Source organism: Paraburkholderia azotifigens, from assembly GCF_007995085.1.
Taxonomy (GTDB): domain Bacteria; phylum Pseudomonadota; class Gammaproteobacteria; order Burkholderiales; family Burkholderiaceae; genus Paraburkholderia; species Paraburkholderia azotifigens.
Genome location: NZ_VOQS01000005.1, coordinates 2,021,061 through 2,040,960, shown reverse-complemented (window position 1 = coordinate 2,040,960; position 19,900 = coordinate 2,021,061). Strand labels below are relative to the sequence as shown.

Below are 19,900 nucleotides of genomic sequence, written 5' to 3'. Positions count from 1 at the left end.
AGCCGATTCACTCGCGCCGGAAACGAAGAAAAGAGGTACATCACCATGTCGCACAAGTCGAGAAACCGCAAACAGACCCGCCACGCTCCCGCCATGTCGCCGCTGCTGCGCGCGCTGACGTTCAGCCGCGCCGCGCACGAACCGATCACGCGCGCCATGCTGCTGCAGGCATACGCGAGTCTCGATGCGTTCCGGCGCGGCCAGGGTTCGCGCGAACTGTTCACGACGCTCGGCCGGCAACTGCTGGTGGCGGAGGAACTGAGCCGTATCGGTCACGTGCCGGAAGCGATCGACGATATCGCCGAAGCGCAGATTGCGATGGCCGACATCGACGTCACCGAAAAGGCGGGCGGCAAGTGGACGGTGGAAGGCGACAACTACGCGTGGCTCACCATCGCACTCGACGCGTTCGCGCGCCAGCTGGCCGATGCATCGCTGGAAGACATCGCGAAGGCGGAAGCACGGATGATCGAAGGCCTGATGCGCACCGAGCAGGAACTGGCGCACACGGTCGCTGCCTGAACGCACTACTGCGCGACATGCGCGCCATGACGCGCGCCTGAATCAAAGCTTGCGCAGTTCGGCCTGCATCCAGTCGTGCACCTGATGGCTGAGTTCCTGCGGCGAGCGCTCCGCAGGCGACAGCGTAGGACCGACGACCACGCGGATATGCCCCGCGCCCGTCGGCCAGCCTTTCGCGGGCCACACCTTGCCCGCGTTGTGAACGACGGGCACGATCAACGCGCCCGTCGCGCAGGCAAGGCGCACGCCGCCCGACGTGAGCTTCACGGGCGCATCGTGCGGCACGCGCGTGCCTTCCGGAAAAATCACGACCATATCGCCTTTCGCAAGCCGTTCGGCCGCTTCACGCGTCACCGCGACGTGCGCCTGACGCGGCGAGCCGCGATCCAGGCTCACCATGTCGAGTCCCTTCAGCACCCAGCCGAAGAACGGGATGCGCAGCAGATCCTGCTTGAACACGAAGCTGATCCGGCGCGGAAAGAGCGCGAGGAAGGCGAGCGTTTCCCACGTCGACTCGTGACGGCACAGGATGATCGACGGTTCATGCGGCAGATGCTCGAGGCCTTCGATCGAGCAACGGATACCGAACGCCCCGCGCATCACGGCAACGAGCGCCCGGCACCAGAGCGCCGCGAGCCGGTAGCGCGCCGACCGGCTGGTGAACGGATACAGCAGCAACATCACCGTGGACCAGAGCGTGCCGCTGCCCAGCAGATACACGATGAAGAGCCATTTGACGAGAACCGCGCGCATGGATTGTGGCATCGACGGAAAGTAGGAAGGCGCAAGCCTAACCCAGATACTACCGGCGATGAAAAGAACGCAGGTGTGAACACTGCAGCGAGACGGGCTCAGCGCGCAGCGCGCCAAAAAGAAAACGCCGGCCAAAGCCGGCGTTCATGCTGTAGTTTTGAAGGCCCAGGTCGCCTGACGGCGCCGGAAGGCTAGACATTCGGCAAAGGCTCGCGCCTCGTAGCGCTCACACTTTGCCGACGGTTCAACCCTTCGCCTCTTTCGAATTATCGCGTACTGCGCAAACTTCCCCCGTGCGCAAGCAGAGTATCTCCGACCTGCGCGCGCCGCTATGTGGGCAACCGAACATTCAGACAAAAGACGTCGCGTACTGTGGCGCCCGCGTCACACTTCAGGCGCCGACGCTTGCGTCATGACACGCTCGCCTGCGTGCAATCTCTCGACAGCGCGTCCAGATCCGCAGCCGGAACCGGCCGGCCGAGCAAAAAGCCTTGCAGCGAATTGCAGCCGAGCCGCGTCAGGAACTCCTTCTGCGTCGCGGTCTCGACGCCTTCCGCGACGATCTCGATGCCCAGCGTATGCCCCAGCGCGACGACCGACGACACGATGGCGGCATCCTCCGCATCATGTGCAAGCTCGCGCACGAAACCGCGGTCGATCTTCAGCTCGCTCGCGGGCAGCCGCTTCAGATACATCAGGCTCGAATAGCCGGTGCCGAAATCGTCGATGGAAATGCGTACGCCCATGTCGCGCAGCGCTTGCAGAATGCGCAGACTCGCGTCGACATCGCGCATCGCGGCCGACTCGGTCACTTCGATCGTCAAATGGCGCGGATCGACGCGATGCCGCGCGAGCGTGTCGCGCACCAGCGCCGTCAGCTGCGGGTGGCTGAACTGCACAGGCGACAGATTGACGGCGACGTTCCAGTCGCACATGCCCGAATCTAGCCATTCGCGGACCTGGCGGCACGCTTCGTCGAGCACCCATTCGCCGATCGGCACGATCAAACCCGTCTTCTCGGCAAGCGGAATGAATTCGTCGGGACCGATCAGGCCGCGCGTCGGATGAATCCAGCGCACGAGCGCCTCGACGCCTCTGATCGGCCCGTTCGGCGCGGCGAACTGCGGCTGATAGTGCAGCACCAGTTCGTTGCGTTCGATGGCCGCGCGCAGGTCTTGCGTCAGTTGCAGCTGGCCCTGCATGTTCTCGTTCATCGACGCGTCGAAGAAGCAATACGCGTTGCGGCTCATCGACTTCGCGTGATACATCGCGGCGTCTGCGTGCATCAGCGCATCGTGGACGGACGCGCCGTCGGCGGGACACATGGCGATGCCGATGCTGGTCGAAATCCGCAGATCGTGGCCGTCTGCCTGGAACGGCGCGCTGATCGCCGCGAGCAACCGGCTGGCGACGGCCGTCGCGCCCGCTCGATCTTCGCCGGGAACCAGCAGCACGAACTCGTCGCCGCCGACGCGCGCCACCGTATCCTTCCCGCGCACGCCCGCCGCGAGCCGTTCGGCGACCTGCACCAGCAGCCGGTCGCCCACCTGATGGCCGTAAGCGTCGTTGACCACCTTGAAGCCGTCGAGATCCATGAACATCAGCGCGAACTGGCCGCCGTCCTCGTGCGCCTTCGACAGCGCGTCGTCGAGCCGGCACTCCAGCAGCACGCGGTTCGGCAGCTTGGTCAACGCATCGTGCAAGGCCAGATAGCCGAGTTCCTGATTGGCTTCGGCCAGCGAACGCGTGAGCGCCGCGTTCTCCGTTTCGAGCCGCACGTCTTCGAGCAGGGAAATCGTCAACGCGACGGCCGTCACCGTCAGCGTCACGATGATGATCGCGACGGCGACCCAGGCGCTGTGTCCGCCTTCCGTCGCAGCCATGCAGAGACTGCCGGCCGGAAAGCTCGCCGCCGACATGCCCGTGTAGTGCATGCCGACGATCGCGAGTCCCATCACGATCGCGGCGCCCGCGCGCAGCGGCCGCATGCGGCGCGAGTTGTGGCGCAGGCTGAAGGCCGTCTTCAACGCGACGCCCGAAGCGGCGATGGCGATGGCGATCGACAGCGCGAACAGCGGCACGTCGTAGACGATGCCTGGCTCCATGTGCAGCGCGCTCATGCCCGTGTAGTGCATGCCCGCGACGCCGACGCCCATCAGCACCGCGCCGCACGCGAGCCGCCCATTGGGCAGCGTCTCCTGGCAGACGAGCCAGAGCGCGAACGCCGACGACGCCACGGCAATCGACAGCGACAGCAGCGTGACGAGGGGATCGTAGCCGAGCCGTATCGGCAGGCTGAACGCGAGCATGCCGATGAAGTGCATCGACCAGATGCCGAGCCCCATCGCGAATGCGCCGCCCGTCAGCCACCAACGCGCGGCGCGGCCGGTCGCCGTCATGATACGGCCCGCCATTTCGAGCGACGTGTACGCAGCCAGCACCGCGACAAGGAGCGAAAACAGCACGAGGAGACTGTTGTAGCTGCCCTGTAACATGAGAGCCCCCAGAATGTTCCCTCCGCCGCTGCCGGACTTTGATGAATGAAGCAGTCCGTTATCTGCGGAAAGAGGCAGGTGAAGTACGCTTTATCGACAGCTGAACGTAAATGTTAAGTGCGGAATGTCAAATTCCGAGCTTCGGCTCAGTTTTACGATTGCGTCAGGATCCGTCCGACTGGCCGCGCCGCGGTATTCGGTGTAGTTGGCGATCGCGGCGGCTCTGATTCTGCTTCGCAGCGGATCGGCGACGTTGCGCGACGGAGCGTTAGTCGCTCATCACGAGAATCCGCACCTTGCTTTTCAGCGACGGCATAACGAAATCGGAGATGCGCCCCGCTCGGACATCGAAGAGCAATTGCTCGAGTTTGTCGAGCAGCGACGGCCCCTGGCTGAGTGCGTATGCGCCCGCACTCGCGACTTCCATCTCTCGCATGAGCGTGCGCCGGGCGAGGATGACGCGCTCGACGGCGCTCGCTCTCGATACGAAATACTCTTCCACGTAGGCCAAATCCTTTTCGGCGCGTTCATCGTTGTTTGACTGCGCCGCATCGGCGTAAATAGTGACAGACGCGGGCGGCATGCACGCTTGCGTGAAAGAAGCGGTGAGGAAGTGTCTTTTCGCGGCCTGGCCTGCCGTGCATTCACGTCGCTTCAAACCGGGCAGCATGGATCGTTCTTCTGAATGCCGGCGCGCGAACACCACGCTTCGGCAAGGGCGAAATCTGGCTTTGGAACTTCCAGATTGTGACGGGCTCGCCGCGCACTTACTCTGCAGCAACGCGAGCCGTCGCCCTCGCCTGAGAAACAGGAGACACCCATGCTTTCCGCTTTGGTTGAAACGGTCGGAGCGCTCGGCATTCTGGCGAGCGTGATTGCCAAGATCGCTGAATTGCGCAAGGAGTACCGGCGCTGCAAGGAACGCTGCGCCAATAAAAAAACCCCTCCTGAGAGGGGTCGATGAATCGTCAGCGAACCGTGCCTTCCGTCCAGCCCGAAGCGTCATCAAATTCCCCGCGATGAGATCGTTGGGGATCGCCGCAAGCGTTGCCGTCAAACGAGCTTGATCGAGGTCGGGTCCGCCGTCAGGTAGCCGACCGCCGAGCCGAAGCGATCCTTGTAGTTGGCGCGCACGAGGGGATCGAGCGTCGTCTGCACCTTCGCGTGCAAACTCGTCCAGTCGCCCGCGTGCTGGAAATTGCTCATGATGTACGTCCAGCCGTTGATTTCGTCGACGGCATGCAGACCCGTCGATTCCGCGCCCGCCGGGCACGACAGGATGCGCGAGAGCGTCTTCGTGTCGACGTTGTACGCCCACAGGAAGTTGTTCACGTGCATGCCGCTGTCTTCGCCGATGAAGAGCGTACGCAGCTTCTCCGAGAACTTGAGGTTGTCGGGATTCGCGATCTTTTCCGGGTTCGCCGTATTGCCGAGGCTATCCGCCGTCGTCAGGTCTTCGCCGACGAGCGCGGCGGGCGCGCTCATGTCGACGGGCACCCATTCGCTGTTGATGGCCGCGCCGCTCAGGTCGCTCAGTCCCGCCTTCATGTTCAACGCGTAGACGGCACCCGACGAAATGCCCTTGTCGAGCGCGATATCCGTCGAATGCGCGTTGCCGCGCACCATCGACGCCGTGATCTGCGACATCGCCGAATACAGAATCTTGTCCTTCGCGTTGACGGTCGTGCCTTCGAGCTTCGTAAAGCCCATGCTCGCGCCGCGCAGCGCGGCGTAACGGTGCGTTTCGAGGAACGCCGCCGCCTTCTCCATGCCCGTCTTGATGCGGATCCAGTTGAACTTGCCGCCGACGTGAATCTTCGTGTAGGTCGGGTCGGTCGGCGGATTGGCTTCGTCGGTGACGATGTCCATGATGTCGGCGATCGTCAGCGTGTTGGCGAGCGCTTCGATTTCATCGCTGGTCGCGTGGCCGAGATTGAGCCACGTGAGCGTCGCGGCGCCCGCGCCCGCCGACGATGTTTGCGCCCACTTCGCCACATACAGCGTGCCCGCCGACAGGTCCGCTTCCTTGTCGGCGACGAACATGAAGAGGCCGCCGTTGGTCGCGTCGTCGCCCATCAGCACGGTGCGCTTGTCCGGCATCACCTGAATCAGCTCGTGCGAAATGCGGCCGAGGCAGTAGTGCTTCTTCACGGTGCCCGTGCCGTCGGGATTCACGGTGACTTCGGGCAGATGTCCGTAGTGGTAAGGCCGCGCCGTCGACGCGTTGCCGTACAGATTCAGGCTATACGCCTGGAACTGCGTGTTGGTCGCGATCGTCGCGGCGTCCGGCTCGTACTCTTCGCTCGACAGATGCGTGTTCCACGGCGACAGGCTCGCGCCGCACGTGATCCACAGGCCATGCGCGCCCGATGTATCGACGTTCGCATAGCTGACCAGCGCGAGCTTGCCCGTCGCCGGATCCTGATCGAGCGTGAGCACGGCGATGGGCGAGGGCAGCTTGCCGTACATGTCGCCCGCCGATGTCTGCGTCTGGTCGCGCGTCGTGTATTCGAATTGCACGACGGCAAACACCGGGTTGCCCTTCACGCCTTTCACGGTCGGCTTGTCGAGGCGGATCAGCGACGTGCCGTCCGGGCAATCGGAGAAGAACTGGCGCTCCTTGCCCGCCACCGATCTGTCGATAATCGGCTGGTTGTTGATGTCGAAATACCCGCCCGCGACGATCGCGCCGCCAGACGTGTTCGGCACCGTGTCGCCCGTGATGAAAAACGGCTGATACGCGAGCTTGTACGTGCGGCGGCTGCCGTCGCTGAATTGCGCGGTCAGCGTCGAGCCGACCGTGGTCGTCGCCATGGCGGCGGCATCGGCCAGCGACGGCGCAGCCATGCTGCCGAACGACGCCGCCGTGAATGCAGCCGTCGACGGTGTGGGCGTGCTTGCCGGATGATCGCTGCTGCCGCCGCACGCCGCCAGCAGCGAAGCCGTGGCCGCGCTGCCGAGCGGCAGCATCGGTGCGCCGGCAATGATTTTGAGCGCCTTGCGGCGTGACAGATCGAGAGGCTGCACCATGTTCTTGTGATCCATTGATGGGGATAGGTTGGTTGAATCAACAACCAGTCCACGCCTGGATCAGGCAGTCCACGGCGCGCCGGTATGACGCGCTACTTTAGGAAATGATTATGAAATACGTTTGACAGTATTTTGTAATTCCTGAAAAGTGCTTTGGCGATCAGACACGTCCCGCAACGGGAATCAATGCGCCCGTGATGCACTGCGCGTCCTTCGACAGCAGGAACGCGATCACGGCGCCGATCTGCTCCGACGTCACCCAGCGCGAGAAATCGGCGTCGGGCATGTCGGCGCGATTCTGCGGCGTGTCGATGATGCTCGGCAGGATCGCGTTGACGGTCGTGCCCTTGTCCTTGAGTTCTTCGGCGAGCGCTTCCGTGAGGCGCATCACGCCTGCCTTCGACGCGGCATACGCGCCCATCCCCATGCCCGCCTTCAACCCGGCCATCGCGCCGACATTGACGATGCGTCCGCCCGTCGCTCTCGTCAGATGCCAAAGCGCGGCCTTCGATGCATTCAGCGTCGTCTTCACGTTCACGTCGAACATGCGCTCCCAGGTGTCGGCGCTGCCATCGGCGATCGTCTCCCAGCTGAAACCGCCCGCGACGTTCACGAGCGCATTCAGTCCGCCGAGCTGACTCGCGATCGAATCGAGCGCGCGCTGCGCGGCATCGCGTTCCGCGAGATCGGTGCCGCTCACGATACAAGCCTGCGCGAGCGACGCGGGCAGATTCGCGGGCGCCTTGCCTCTGCCGATCAACGCGACCTTCGCGCCGCGCTCCGCGAGCGCCTGCGCCGTCACGAGACCGAGATTGCCGAAGGCGCCTGTTATCGCGACGATCGTTCCGTCCAAGCTGTTCATGAAGTACGCGCTCCCAACGCAGGTCGAAGTTCAACGAACGTGCGCGCCGTCGCGCGAATCCATCGCGGCGTACGGCGCGCACGAACGACAGTGTTGTCGGAAGGCACGCTCGCGTCAATTGTCGATCGGTATGCCTGCCGTTCGTCGTGCATGCAGGCACTCCTTTTAATCGACGCGAGATCGCCACGCAGGACGCACGGCAGAAACGGACGATCGGATAAAGAGGCGCGACGCGAGGGCAAAGGTCATCGCCACACTTTGCCGCATAGTGAGTCACGAGACGGCATCGAGCACCATGAATCATCTGTTGCAGCAAGCGCGTTCTATAACGACGGGCAGCAAGGTCTTGTGAAGTCAGGGTGTGCAGCCAGTTCCATCGCCGTGGTCACACGCGATGCGTCGTCGCGCGCCACCGGCTACGAGAATCCGCGAACCCTTGCGTAACAGGAGGCCTTGTCATGCATCATCAGCCGGACTTGCATCGACGTTCCATCCATGACGACTCACATGCCCGACTGCTCGAACAGTTGCACAGCGACCCGCTGATGCGCGAGAGCCTCACGCTCCTGCCGCCCGTGCTGCTGTTCGCCTTGCTGCATGTTCATACGCATGTCGGCTGGGACGTGTGCTTCGCGGCCGCGCGTCAGTTGAACAACGATCATGGCAGACATATGCGCGAACTCTGCACGGCCCTTTCGCTGATGAAGTCGCTGCGCGGCACGCGCATACTCGATCCCCTCGCATGGCATGCGGCGCTGCGTCGCCTGATCCACGCAATCGCGAGCGAGCCTGACGCGCTGCAAGCAGCGCCCATGCAAACGTCACGACGCGAGTGGCTGAGGCGAGCAGCGCCCGTGCTTGCACGCAGCGACGCAGCGCGCGTACTGCGCCATGGTCATCTTCTGCTGAACTGCACGCGCTACTGGCTCGCGGCCAGAGCTTCCGTGCCCGTCACATGGCTGTGACGCTTGCGCCACGCAGCAGGCGGTTGCCCGAACTCGCGTCTGAACGCGCGATGGAACGCCGATTCCGATTCGTAGCCGACCTCTTCGGCAATCGCTGCAATCGCCTTGCTGCTGTACGACAGTTCCTGCGCCGCGACGATCAGACGCCAGCGCGCGAGATATTGCATCGGCGGTTGGCCTAGCAGATCGCTGAAGCGCTGCGCGAAGGCGGAGCGCGACAGACCGACCTTGCGCGCCAGTTCGTCGACAGTCCAGCTGTACGCGGGCTGCGCGTGCAGAATCGACAGCGCGCGGCCCACGAAGCGATCCTTCACGCCCGCGAGCCAGTTCTTCCGGTCAGCAGGCAATTCGTCGATGCAGCGCCGCACGGCCCACACGAACAACAGCTCCGACAAACGCGAGAGCACGATTGCGCTGCCTGCGCGCCGTTGGGCCGCTTCCTCGGCGGCATAGCGCAACGAAGCCTCGATCCACGCCGATTGCGGATCGTTGCGCACGTCGACCTTGAAGAGTCTCGGCAGCGAGCCAAGCACGGGATTGCTGAGTGCATCGTCGCAGGCGAGAAAGCCACACAGGATGCGCGTCGGCGCGCCGCCTCCGCCGTACGAGAGATTCAGCACTTCGCCTGGCATGGTCGCCAGCTGCGTTTCGAGCAGCGGCCCGGCGGGAACGGGAGGCACATCGGGCGCGCTGCCCATGATGTGCGCTTCGCCTTGCGGCACGACGAGCAGTTCGCCCGCACCGATGCAGATGGCGGGATCGGCGGAATCGGGCAGCCGCGCCCAGCACGTCCCTTCCGTGATCAGATGATAAGAAACGATGCGGTCCGACTTCGGCAGATACGCTGTGCACAACGCCTGATCCGCGTGACCGATCAGGCTCCAGGGCGCTGTCAGTTCAGCGTGAAGATAGACTGCGCCGCCCAGGCGCACGACGCGCAGCACGTCGGAGACCGCATCCATGAGGCACCACCCTTCTTCGGCATTCTGCTAAAAGACGGCACGTATGCCGTCCTTTTGCAAGTTCACCGAAAGGATACTCTCGCTGCGTGCGGGCGTCGCGCGGACTGCACGTCAATCCGTTACTCGAAGCGTTGGCGCAGCAGCTTTTTGTCGATCTTTCCGACGCTCGTCTTCGGAATCGCCGCGACGAAGATCACGCGCTCGGCCTCCGGCACCGCATAGCGGCTGATCCGTTTCGCCTCGGCGTGACGGAGCAGATGCGCTCGCACGGCCTGCGCATCGAGCGTCGCGCGCTCCCGCAACACGACCAGCGCCTTCGGACGTTCGCCCCAGCGTTCGTCCTGCACGCCGATCACCGCGCTTTCCTCCACGCCGTGCAGCTCGTTGATGAGCGCCTCGATCTCGATCGACGACACCCGTTCGCCGCCCGTCTTGATTACGTCCTTGATACGGTCGACGATCTGCACGTAGCCATCCGGCGTCATCACGGCGACGTCCTGCGTATGCAGATAACCGCCCGCCCACAGCGCTTCGGAGGCTTCTGGCTGGTTGTGATAGCCGGGCGTCAGATACGGCGAGCGCAACACGATCTCGCCTTGCGCACGGCCATCGCGCAGCACGTCGTTCATCTGCGCATCGACGACGCGCAGCTCGACCATCGGCACGGGCCGGCCCGTCATGCAGCGCCGGCGCACGGATTCGTCGATACCGGCCGTCGCCACGTCGGGCGCGAACTGCGACAGCGCAGCAACGGGCCCTGTCTCCGACATGCCGTAGCCCGCGAACACGTCGATGCCCTGTTCGAGCGCGGCGCGGCACAAGGTCGGCGACAGCGCCGAGCCGCCGATGATCATGGTCCAGCCCGACAGGTCGTGCGCGTCGCGCGCCGCCGCGTCGAGCAGCATTTGCAGAATGGTCGGCACGCAATGCGAGAACGTGACGCGCTCGGTCTGCTTCAGATGCAGCAGCATGTCCGGCTGATAACGCCCGGGCAGCACGATCTTCAGCCCGAGCATCACGGCGATATACGGCATGCCCCACGCGAGCACATGGAACATTGGCGTAATCGGCATATAGACGTCGTCGCGATGCAGGCGCTGGCCGCTGTGCGGCGAACAGAGCGACGTCGCCGTCGCAAGTGTGTGCAGCACGATCTGCCGATGGCTGTAGCACACGCCCTTCGGGTCGCCCGTCGTGCCCGTGGTGTAAAAGATCGCGGCGCGCGTGTTCTCGTCCAGGTCTTCGAAGGCGAAGTCTTCCGGCATCGACGAGACAAGCTGTTCGTACTCGCCCGCAACAGGCAGCGACGTGCGCGGCATCGGCGTGTCGTCGCTGGCGACGATCACCTCGCGCACGTGCTTCAGCTCGCCGCGAATCGCTTCGACTACAGGCAGAAATTCGCTGTTGACGATCAGCACTTCGGCGCCCGCGTCGTTCAGCGTATACGCGATCTGCTGCGCCGAAATGCGCACGTTCACGGTGAAGATCGTCGCGCCCATCATAGGAATCGCGAAGTAGCTTTCCAGATAGCGATGCGTGTCCCAGTCCATGACTGCGACCGTCGATCCCGCGCGCACGCCGCGCGAGGCGAGCGCGTTGGCAAGCTGGCCGACGCGGCGGCGGAAATCGGCGAACGTGTAGCGCAGTACGCCGCGATAGGTGATTTCCTGATCGGCGCGCACGCTCAGCGAATTGACGAGCAGTTGCTTGACGAGCAGCGGATACGCGTACGCGGAGGCAGCGGCGGTGATCAGGTGGTCGGGCGTCTCGGTTTCTCGCACGAATGGCTCCCGTGGGTGCAAGTCGGCGCCGCACGGATGAGCGGCGCGATGAAAGCGAGAGTACGAAACGCGCGCTGACCCTGCCCCCCATGCGGGAGGGGGAGGGTTCTGGAGAAGGGAGCCGGGTGTGTATGCGGCGCTCCACCGCATGCTTTTGCGAAGGAACCTACAGAGTGCTTTCCAGCAGGCCGAGAACGAGCGCGCGGCGCACGGCGTGCTTGCGCGAACTGGCGTCGAGCTTGCCGAACAGGTTCTTCAGATGCCACTTGACGGTCTCTTCGCCGACCGACATCGCCAGCGCGATCTCCTTGTTCGACAGGCTGCGTCCGAGCAGCTCGAGTATTTGCCGCTCTTTCGGCGTCAGGACGACGCTCGGCACGGCGCGCGGTGCGCCCGTTGCGGCGCGCGCCGGCACCGGGACGACGCGCGGCGCGGGCATCGCATGAACGGGCTGGCCTGCGTTGGCCTCTTCCTCGCTGACGCGCCGCATCCAGTCGGCGATGGCGGGATGCGCGTCGGCGAGCGTGCGCGTCAGACTGAACGTCCTGGCCAGATTCATCGCTTCGAGCAACAAGACCCGGCCCTGTGCGCCCGTTTGCTCAAGCGCGAATGCGCGGAGCACCATGATCTCGATCCGGTATCGGCCGAGCTTCATCGCGTTGGCCTGTTCGAGCGCGACATCGAGCGCATCGAGCGATTGCGGCCAGCGCCGCGCGGCAATCGCCGCGTACGCATGCGACAAGGCTTGCAGCATCTCGACATGCCGCCGCCACAACGGCCCGTGTCGATCGGCCTCTTGCGCGACGATTTCGTCGATCCGCACGGCGAGCGCGTCGCACGTTTGCGCGCGATAGCGTCCCGCGTGCATGCGCACCTGCTCCGCGAGACTCGCGACGCACAGACGCGGCATGTGGCGTCCGACGCCCATCGCGTGCATCGCCTCGAGCAGATCGAGCGCGCGATGCTCGACGCCCTGCACGGCCGCGACCTGCGCTGCCGTGCGATACGCGAGGATCGTCATTTCCGGCGTGCCGCCATGCTCCAGCACGTCGAGCCGGTTCGCCAGCAAGGCCGCCGCCTGCTCCACGCGATCGGTTTCGTAGCACAGCGCCGCGCACATCGCCGCGAACATGCAGGTCAGCGGATGCCGTCTGCCAAGGTCCGCTTCGGCACTGGCGAGCGCGGGCATCAGCACGGACTCGGCCAGACTCAGTTGCCCTTCGAGCAGATAGCTGAAGCCGGTCATGTGATCGCCCCAGCGGATCACGTAGCCCGTGCCTTTGCCGTTTTCGTGGCGCGGCGCGAGTTGCTGCTGGAAGCGCCGCGCCTGCGCCGGCTCGCCCTGCAGAATGGCGAGCGCCGAACGGCGGTTCGCGTGGATGTGCGCGAGCCACGATCCGGCGGGCGGCACGGTGTCCAGCCACGGCTCGAACAGCGTCACGAAGCGGTCGATTTCATCGGCATAGTACGCAGCGGCGCTCAGGATCATCGCGCATTCGTAGCGCAGCTCCGGCGCCGCGTCGGGATCGGCGAGCACGTGCTCGACCTGGCGCTCCGCCTCGTCATGACGCTCGCCGAGCGCCAGCACCCACGCGGCGGCGAGACGCAGACGCGGCCTGCGTTCCAGTTCGTCCTCGGGGAGCAGTTCGAGCCAGTCCCGCACCGCCGACAAATTGCCCATTTTCACGGCTTCGTACAGGCATCGTTCGGCGAGATCGTAAGCCGCCTGATGCTGCCCTGCGGCATGCGCGTGGCGCGCCGCCTCGTCGAGCATGCCGTGCGCGGCGAGCCATGCCGACGCGCGCGAATGCAGTTCCGCGCGCTCCGGCTCGGGCAACGCGTCGAGCCGGCCGCGGAGCACGTCGCGCACCAGCACGTGAAGCCGGCACCACGCGCTGTCTTCGCTCGCGATGAAGACGGGCGTATCGCGCACAAGACGCGCGAGGCGCCCGGACGCGCCGCTGTCGCCCGTCAACGCCTCGCACAGTTGCGGATGCAGCCGGTCGGCGACGCTGATGCGCGTGAGGAACGCGTCGTCGTCGGCAGACAGCTTCGAAATCAGCGCGACGACCAGGTGATCGCGCAAGCCGCCATGCGCCGCCGACAACGCCTGCGCCGCCTGGCGCGGATCGTCGGCCCGCGCCATCGCCGCGAGCGCCAGTTGCAGGCCGAGCGGCCAGCCATCGGACAGTTCGAACAGCCGTGCGCACACGTCGGCTTCGACGCGCGCGCCGAAACGCTCGCCGATCAGCGCAATCGCCTCGTCGAGCCGGAAACGCAGCAGGTCCGGGCCGATCATGTCGCCCGCGCCGTACGCGAGCAGATCGCCCGCTGCATCGTCGAGACCGCGCCGCGCCGCCACCGCCACGCGCAGGTTTTGCGGCGCGTTATGCAGCAGGTAGGCGAGCGCGGCCAGCCCTTCCACGGGCAGCCGGTCGGCTTCGTCGACGATCAGCACGAGCTCGAGCGACAGCTGCGCGACTTCGGCGAGCCACGCTGTGATGCCCTCCAGTTCGCGCGAAGGCGCTGCCGTGCTGTTCAGCACCAGCCGCCCGAAGGTGGGACGCGCGCAACCGGCGCGCACCGCATGCACGAGCCCGAGCAGAAAGCGCTGCGCATCGTCGCGTTCGTCGACGGACAGCCACGCGACGGCCACGCCGTGCGCAAGGTGCTCGCGCCGCCACTGCGCCAGCAACGACGTCTTGCCATAGCCCGCGGGCGCCTGAACGAGCGCAATCTGCAGATTGCGCAGACGCGGCTCGTCGACGCCAAGGCGCGCGCGAGTCAACAGATGCTGCGGCGCACGCGGCGCGATGGTCTTGAGGATCAGTTCGGTGGCGGCGTCGGCGTCCCTGTTGTTTGTCGTTGCCATCGGGGCCATGTCGGTCGGGATACAGAACAGCTTACGCGAGCGCCGCGCACGCGCAAAGCCGGGGAGTCCCGGCTGGCGCGGCGCAGCGCCCCCCCTCTTGGCGAGTGGGGTTTCGATGCCCTTCCCTCACTACGATAGCCTTCAATAGATGTTGCGAGCGAGGCCGGATCATGCAGTTCACGTCGACGACGCGAGCCGCCCGCCGGCTTCAACGCCCCCTTCAAGCAAGTTAGCGGACGCCATGTATCGTCATTTTTTCGTCCCCGTAGGCGGCACCGACGCGGCAATCGAGGCGGTCGGTCACGCGCTCGAATTCGCGAGGTCGATCGGCGCGCGTGTCACGTTTTTCGATGCGTGCAGTGAAGCGTCCGCCGAAAACCGCGCAGCGGAGCGGTTCGCAAAAGCCGAAGCGGCGGCCCGCGCTCAAGGCGTGCCGTGCGCCAGCGCATCGCGGGCTCCGGCGCACGGGGCAAACCTGGCGCTCGAAGTCGTCGTCGCGCTGGCACGCGCCCACGGCTGCGACCTGTTGTGCGCGCCTACCGATGCGCCCTGGCTCATTCGGCGGCAGCACGCGGGCGACGCGTTCGCCTCGTGCGGCATGCCCGTGCTGATGTGCGCCGCGCCGCGGCATCGGGTGGCGGATCTCGTGATCGCCAAGCTGCTCGGCCAGCATCGCGCCATCGGCGCGCAGTTGCACGACCTGCTGGGCGAGATACACGCGGCCGTTTCGCGTGGTGAGCCGTCCGGCATCGCGATGGAGCCGCTCGTCGCCGCGTTGCGCGAAGTGCAGTCCCTGCGCGACCGGCCGGGCAGAGACGCGTGCGTGTTCTCGCGGCTGCGCGAGCGCACGTCCGCGTTCGACGCCGAACTCGACGAGCTGGAACACCAGCATCGGCATGAAGCAGGCCTGTTCGGTGCGCTGCTCGACAGCGCCCGCGCGGCGGCAAAGGGCGAGCTTCCGCTCGCGTGCTTCGAACAGCAATTGCAGACGTGCGCCCAGTTCATCTGGGAGCACATGGGACGCGAGGAAGGCGTCATCCTGCCCGCCGCGCGCCGCTATCTGAGCGATGCGGACTGGCAGGAAATCGGCGCGGCGCTCGCTGTCGGCGCGCCGTCCACGAACCTTGAACACACCATCGGCGAGCTTCGCAGCTCGCGAGCATGACAGGAGACAAGCATGCCAAGTGCAGTCCGCTTTTATGAAACCGGCTCGCCGGAAGTCCTTCGCTGGGAACATGTCGAGCGCAGCGAGCCCGGTCCGGGCGAAGTGCGTGTGCGTCACGCGGCCGTCGGCCTGAACTTCGCGGATATCTATTTCCGCACCGGCCTCTATCCGGCGAAGCTGCCGTCGGGCATCGGCATGGAAGGCGCGGGCGTGGTCGAAGCCGTCGGCGACGGCGTGACGGGCTTCCAGCCGGGCGACCGCGTGACCTACACGGGCAGCCCGCTTGGCGCCTACGCTTCGGAGCGCGTGCTGCCCGCCGCATGCCTGATCCGCCTGCCGGACGAGATTCCGTTCGAAACGGCAGCCGCGATGACGATGCGCGGCCTCACGTCGGCGTATCTGATGCGGCGCATCTACCAATGGAAACGCGGCGATACGTTCCTGCTGCACGCGGCAGCGGGCGGCGTGGGCCTGATCGTGAGCCAATGGGCGAAGCTGCTCGGGCTGAACGTGATCGGCACGGTATCGACGGAAGAAAAGGCGGAAATTGCGCGCGCTCACGGTTGCGATCACATCATCTACTATCGACGTGAGGACGTCGCGAAGCGCGTGCGCGAACTCACGGACGGCGTCGGCGTGCCCGTCGTGATCGACAGCGTCGGCAAGGACACGCTGACGGCATCGCTCGATTCGCTGAAGCGGCGCGGATTGCTGGTCGGCGTCGGCACGTCGTCGGGTGCGTTTCCGCCCATCGACGCGATGCAGCTGGCTATCAAAGGCTCGCTCTTCTTCACGCGCCCCGCGCTCGCCGACTACATCGCCGATCCTGCGGAAAAAGCGGAACTCGCGGGCGAACTGTTCGGACACGTCGCATCGGGCCGTATCAAGATCGAGGTCAACCAGCGCTACGAACTGAACGACGCCGTGCAGGCGCATCGCGATCTCGAAGCGGGCAAGACCACGGGTTCGTCGATTTTCGTCGTTCAGGGAGAGTGACATGCGCATCGAACAGCTGACCTGTTCCATCGGCGCCGAACTGACGGGCGTCGATCTCGCGGACGCCGTGCATGACGACGGCCTGTTCGCCGACATCCGCGCCGCGCTGCTGCGTCACCGCGTGCTCTTTCTGCGCGACCAGGAAATCACGCGCGCCGAGCACGTCGCGTTTGCGCGGCGCTTCGGCGAACTCGAAGATCACCCCATTGCGGGCAGCGATCCCGAGCATGCCGGCCTCGTGCGCATTTACAAGACGCCGGACCAGCCGAACGACCGCTACGAGAACGCGTGGCACGCGGATGCCACGTGGCGCGACGCGCCGCCGTTCGGCTGCGTGCTGCGCTGCGTGGAATGCCCGCCCGTCGGCGGCGACACGATGTGGGCGAACATGGTGCTCGCCTACGAAAACCTGCCCGATCACGTGAAGACGCAGATCGCCGATCTGCGCGCGCGTCACAGCATCGAAGCGAGCTTCGGCGCGGCAATGCCGATCGAAAAACGCCTCGCGCTGAAAGCGCAGTACCCGGACGCCGAGCATCCCGTCGTGCGCACACATCCCGAAACCGGCGAGAAAGTGCTGTTCGTCAACGCATTCACGACGCACTTCACCAACTATCACACGCCGTCGCGCGTGCGCTTCGGCCAGGACGCGAATCCCGGCGCGAGCCTGCTGCTCAACTATCTCGTGAGCCAGGCTTTCGTGCCCGAGTACCAGGTGCGCTGGCGCTGGCAGAAGAACAGCATCGCGATCTGGGACAACCGCAGCACGCAGCACTACGCGGTGATGGATTACCCGCCGTGCCACCGGAAGATGGAACGGGCAGGCATCATCGGCGACGTGCCGTTCTAAGCCGCCGCGCCGCACATCAATCGTTTTTAGCCGACTTTGTATCGAGCGCCAGTCATCGGCTGGCGGCTTCAACACGCACATCTGGAGGACGACAATGCAATTTCTCGACGACTCGCTGCACCCCGAGCATATGGACAAAGTGGTGATCACGGTCGCGCCGTATGGACCGGAATGGATGCCGGAAGACTTCCCCGAAGACATCCCCGTGACGATGGAAGAACAGATCCAGAAAGCCGTCGACTGCTATAACGCAGGCGCCACGGTGCTGCATCTGCATGTGCGCGAACTCGACGGCAAGGGCTCGAAGCGCCTGTCGAAGTTCAACGAACTGATCGCCGGCGTGCGCGCTGCCGTGCCCGACATGATCATCCAGGTCGGCGGCTCGATTTCGTTCGCACCGGAAAGCGACGGCGAAGCGGCCAAGTGGCTCTCCGACGACACGCGTCACATGCTCGCCGAACTCGATCCGAAGCCCGATCAGGTCACCGTCGCGATCAACACGACGCAGATGAACATCATGGAGCTGCTGTATCCGGAGTACCTGCAAGGCACGTCGCTCGCGAATCCGGCGTTCCAGGCCGCGTACAGCGAGATGACCGTCCCGGCCGGTCCCGCATGGGTCGAAGAGCATCTGCGCCGTCTGCAGGCGTCGGGCATCCAGCCGCACTTCCAGCTGACGGGCATGCATGCGCTCGAAACGCTCGAACGCCTGGTGCGCAAGGGCGTGTACACGGGTCCGCTGAACCTGACGTGGATCGGCATCGGCGGCGGCTTCGACGGTCCGAATCCGTTCAACTTCTTCAACTTCATTCATCGCGCGCCGAACGGCTGCACGCTGACGGCCGAATCGCTGCTGAAGAACGTGCTGCCGTTCAACACGATGGCGCTGGCGATGGGTCTGCATCCGCGCTGCGGCATCGAGGACACGATCATCGATCAGCACGGCAACCGCATGACCTCGGTGCAGCAGATCGAGCAGACGGTGCGCATCGCACGCGAACTGGGCCGCGAGATTGCGAGCGGCAAGGAAGCGCGCGGCATCTACCGGATCGGCGTGCAATACCGCGATGCCGACGAGACGCTCGCCGCAAACGGCATGGCGCCGAACCGCAAGCAAGGCCAAAAGAATCTCCCGCTGGCCGCGTGACGCGTGCGGTGCTGACGCAACGCCGAGAAGACGCCGGATTCCGGCGTCGAATCTAACGAACCCATTCCGTGGCAGGGCCGGCGTCATCCGACGTGCGGCCGGAACGAGACGGGCCCGCGCGCTTCGTGCGCGCGGAGCACCGCAAAGCCCAGATACGGAGGAGACAATCTTGCATATCCATCATGTCAATCTCGATGCGCGCGACGACACTTCCGCGCGCACCGGCTCGCGCGCCTACGCGTGGATCGTTTTCGCACTGACCTTCGGACTGCTGCTGTCGGACTACATGTCGCGGCAGGTGCTCAACGCTGTGTTTCCCTTGCTCAAGGCGACGTGGGGACTCAGCGACACGCAGCTCGGCTCGCTGAGCGGCGTCGTCGCGCTGATGGTCGGCGTGCTGACCGTTCCGCTGTCCGTGCTGGCCGACCGCTGGGGCCGCGTGAAAAGTATCGTGGTGATGGCAGCGCTGTGGAGCGCGGCGACGCTCGGCTGCGCGATCGCCAGCAACTACGGCGAAATGCTCGTGGCACGCGCGCTGGTCGGCGTCGGCGAAGCCGCGTATGGCAGCGTTGGCATCGCGCTGATCCTGAGCATCTTCCCTTCCCATCTGCGCTCGACGCTGACGGGCGCCTTCATGGCGGGCGGCGCATTCGGCTCCGTGTTCGGCATGGCGCTCGGCGGCGTGGTGGCCGTGCATCTCGGCTGGCGCTGGTCGTTCGGCGCGATGGCATGCTTCGGCGTCCTGCTGGTGTGCGCGTACATGCTGATCGTCACGGAGAAGCGCGTTGCATGCCGGCGCAACGACATCGCGGGAGCGGGACGCGCGAACAAGGGTGCACGCACGAGCTTTCGCGCGACGCTGCGCGGACTGTTTTCGACGGTGTCGGTGGTGTGCGCGTACATCGGCAGCGCGTTGCAGCTTTTCATCATGGCGTCGGTGCTGGCGTGGATGCCCAGCTTCCTGAACCGCTACTACGGCATGCCTGCCGACAAAGCGGCCGTCACGGCAGCGGGTTTTCTGCTGCTCGGCGGCGTCGGGATGATCGTGTGCGGCATCGTCACGGACCGCGTCAGCAAGTCGAACCCTGAGCGCAAATGGATGACGGCGATTGCCTATTGCATGATTTCGCTCGTGCTGCTCGGCATCGGCTTCCAGTTGCAGCCTGGCACGCTTCAGTTCGTGCTGCTCGGCGCAGGCATCTTCGTCGTGGCAGGCACGTCGGGACCGGCTGGCGCGATGGTCGCGAATCTCACGCCGCCGTCGATTCATGCGCCCGCCTTCGCCACGTTGACGCTCGTGAACAACCTGCTGGGCATGGCGCCCGGCCCGCTCGTGACGGGCTATATCGCGGACCGCATCGGCTTGCCGGGCGCGCTGCAGCTCGTGCCCGTCGCGGCCGCGCTGGCGACCGTGATGTTCGCGATCGGCAAGCGCAACTATGGACGCGGCCTGCAACGCGTCGTCGCGACGCGCGCCGCGATCGCAACCGAATGAAACCG

16 protein-coding genes are annotated in these 19,900 nt (G+C 65.2%); 8 read left to right on the top strand and 8 right to left on the bottom strand.

Annotated elements, in window-relative coordinates; translation table 11 throughout:
• The first annotated feature begins 45 nt into the window (after positions 1 to 45).
• Positions 46 to 522, top strand: coding sequence for a hypothetical protein (locus FRZ40_RS41110; RefSeq protein WP_147238111.1), 477 nt, complete (start codon positions 46 to 48; stop codon positions 520 to 522).
• A 42-nt stretch (positions 523 to 564) separates the two neighbouring features.
• Here FRZ40_RS41110 and FRZ40_RS41105 read toward each other — a convergent pair whose 3' ends face one another.
• The 3 genes from FRZ40_RS41105 to FRZ40_RS45595 all read right to left on the bottom strand — a co-directional run bounded on the left by FRZ40_RS41105 (position 565) and on the right by FRZ40_RS45595 (position 4,473).
• The gene (locus FRZ40_RS41105) at positions 565 to 1,275 is read right to left on the bottom strand and encodes a lysophospholipid acyltransferase family protein (RefSeq protein WP_028367514.1); all 711 of its coding nucleotides are present in this window, start codon (positions 1,273 to 1,275) and stop codon (positions 565 to 567) included.
• A gap of 410 nt (positions 1,276 to 1,685) precedes the next feature.
• Positions 1,686 to 3,770, bottom strand: coding sequence for a putative bifunctional diguanylate cyclase/phosphodiesterase (locus FRZ40_RS41100; protein ID WP_147238110.1), 2,085 nt, complete (start codon positions 3,768 to 3,770; stop codon positions 1,686 to 1,688).
• 268 nt (positions 3,771 to 4,038) lie between these two features.
• Positions 4,039 to 4,473: a hypothetical protein gene (locus tag FRZ40_RS45595; RefSeq protein ID WP_240057487.1), complete on the bottom strand. Its 435-nt coding sequence runs from the start codon at positions 4,471 to 4,473 to the stop codon at positions 4,039 to 4,041.
• A 117-nt stretch (positions 4,474 to 4,590) separates the two neighbouring features.
• Between FRZ40_RS45595 and FRZ40_RS44635 the strand changes: the two genes are divergently transcribed.
• Entirely contained in the window at positions 4,591 to 4,734 is a 144-nt protein-coding gene (locus tag FRZ40_RS44635; protein ID WP_167528743.1) for a hypothetical protein, read from the top strand.
• An 89-nt stretch (positions 4,735 to 4,823) separates the two neighbouring features.
• Here FRZ40_RS44635 and FRZ40_RS41090 read toward each other — a convergent pair whose 3' ends face one another.
• On the bottom strand, positions 4,824 to 6,800 hold the full coding sequence (locus FRZ40_RS41090) for a PhoX family protein (protein WP_147238109.1): 1,977 nt from the start codon (positions 6,798 to 6,800) through the stop codon (positions 4,824 to 4,826).
• Between the two features lie 160 nt (positions 6,801 to 6,960).
• A complete protein-coding gene (locus tag FRZ40_RS41085; RefSeq protein ID WP_147238108.1) occupies positions 6,961 to 7,662 on the bottom strand; it encodes an SDR family NAD(P)-dependent oxidoreductase in 702 nt (233 codons plus the stop codon).
• 458 nt (positions 7,663 to 8,120) lie between these two features.
• Here FRZ40_RS41085 and FRZ40_RS41080 point away from each other — a divergent pair, with 458 nt between their 5' ends.
• The gene (locus FRZ40_RS41080; RefSeq protein ID WP_028367519.1) at positions 8,121 to 8,627 is read left to right on the top strand and encodes a hypothetical protein; all 507 of its coding nucleotides are present in this window, start codon (positions 8,121 to 8,123) and stop codon (positions 8,625 to 8,627) included.
• Here the strand turns inward: FRZ40_RS41080 and FRZ40_RS41075 are convergent.
• The 3 genes from FRZ40_RS41075 to FRZ40_RS41065 form a co-directional block, all read right to left on the bottom strand.
• On the bottom strand, positions 8,582 to 9,589 hold the full coding sequence (locus tag FRZ40_RS41075; protein ID WP_028367520.1) for an AraC family transcriptional regulator: 1,008 nt from the start codon (positions 9,587 to 9,589) through the stop codon (positions 8,582 to 8,584). The genes FRZ40_RS41080 and FRZ40_RS41075 overlap by 46 nt on opposite strands.
• Positions 9,590 to 9,708: 119 nt before the next feature.
• Entirely contained in the window at positions 9,709 to 11,370 is a 1,662-nt protein-coding gene (locus FRZ40_RS41070) for a fatty acid--CoA ligase (RefSeq protein ID WP_147238107.1), read from the bottom strand.
• Positions 11,371 to 11,536: 166 nt separating this feature from the next.
• Complete coding sequence (locus FRZ40_RS41065) at positions 11,537 to 14,242, bottom strand: winged helix-turn-helix domain-containing protein (RefSeq protein ID WP_147238106.1); 2,706 nt, start codon at positions 14,240 to 14,242, stop codon at positions 11,537 to 11,539.
• 241 nt (positions 14,243 to 14,483) lie between these two features.
• Between FRZ40_RS41065 and FRZ40_RS41060 the strand changes: the two genes are divergently transcribed.
• The 5 genes from FRZ40_RS41060 to FRZ40_RS41040 all read left to right on the top strand — a co-directional run bounded on the left by FRZ40_RS41060 (position 14,484) and on the right by FRZ40_RS41040 (position 19,895).
• Positions 14,484 to 15,407: a hemerythrin domain-containing protein gene (locus FRZ40_RS41060; protein WP_147238105.1), complete on the top strand. Its 924-nt coding sequence runs from the start codon at positions 14,484 to 14,486 to the stop codon at positions 15,405 to 15,407.
• 12 nt (positions 15,408 to 15,419) lie between these two features.
• Complete coding sequence (locus FRZ40_RS41055; RefSeq protein ID WP_147238104.1) at positions 15,420 to 16,403, top strand: quinone oxidoreductase family protein; 984 nt, start codon at positions 15,420 to 15,422, stop codon at positions 16,401 to 16,403.
• Position 16,404: 1 nt separating this feature from the next.
• Complete coding sequence (locus tag FRZ40_RS41050) at positions 16,405 to 17,253, top strand: TauD/TfdA dioxygenase family protein (RefSeq protein ID WP_147238103.1); 849 nt, start codon at positions 16,405 to 16,407, stop codon at positions 17,251 to 17,253.
• A gap of 94 nt (positions 17,254 to 17,347) precedes the next feature.
• A complete protein-coding gene (locus tag FRZ40_RS41045) occupies positions 17,348 to 18,400 on the top strand; it encodes a beta-keto acid cleavage family enzyme (RefSeq protein ID WP_028367525.1) in 1,053 nt (350 codons plus the stop codon).
• Positions 18,401 to 18,569: 169 nt separating this feature from the next.
• Complete coding sequence (locus FRZ40_RS41040; RefSeq protein ID WP_420873921.1) at positions 18,570 to 19,895, top strand: MFS transporter; 1,326 nt, start codon at positions 18,570 to 18,572, stop codon at positions 19,893 to 19,895.
• The last annotated feature ends 5 nt before the right edge of the window (positions 19,896 to 19,900 follow it).